Here is a 557-nt window from a genome sequence, read left to right as displayed (position 1 = left end):
TTCGTGACGACTGCGAAGCAGTCGTCTCCGACGACTGTCTCTCCGAGACTGTCGATGGTGTTGGGTTGTTAGTCATTCCGTTAGATCCTCCATTTCAAATCCTTCGGGTCTGTCCTCAGATCCACCGCCATCTTCCTTAGTCGGGTGAACCATTGAACGTGGGACGCTCGCTCGCTGTTCACCGACACGAAGACCGTGAACGAACGCCGCAGCCATCTGTGCCTCACGTCCTGTGAGATTCTTCAGTCGGTACGTCCCCTCTACTTCCATCGTTTCTGTCGGAGTATCGTTACTCATCGTATTCCCCACGGAACTTGTTTTTCAGATGGTTCGCGAAGCCCTCTCGCTGACGGAGCGAACTGGGCTGACGCTGTTCGTCACGGACCCGCTGACGGTAGCCCGCAAGATACATCTTAAACGCCTCTTGTTCGCGTTCGATCCGTTCGAGGACTGCGTCGATGTCTTCCTCGTTGAAGTCGTCAGGCAACGTGATCCACCCCCGCTACCTCGGTGTCGTTCGGTGCGACACCGTTCAGCTCCCGCATCGGGATCAGGCG

The 557-nt window shown here is 56.4% G+C and carries 1 protein-coding gene; it reads right to left on the bottom strand.

The features are described 5' to 3' along the window. Nucleotides 1-289: 289 nt before the first annotated feature. Complete coding sequence (locus EXE45_RS17550) at nucleotides 290-487, bottom strand: hypothetical protein (protein ID WP_137695089.1); 198 nt, start codon at nucleotides 485-487, stop codon at nucleotides 290-292. Nucleotides 488-557 lie beyond the last annotated feature (70 nt).

The organism is Halorubrum sp. SP9, assembly GCF_005435015.1.
GTDB classification, from domain to species: Archaea; Halobacteriota; Halobacteria; order Halobacteriales; family Haloferacaceae; genus Halorubrum; species Halorubrum sodomense.
The sequence above is the reverse complement of the archived record's forward strand: the minus strand, read 5'-3'. Positions and strand labels throughout refer to the sequence as shown.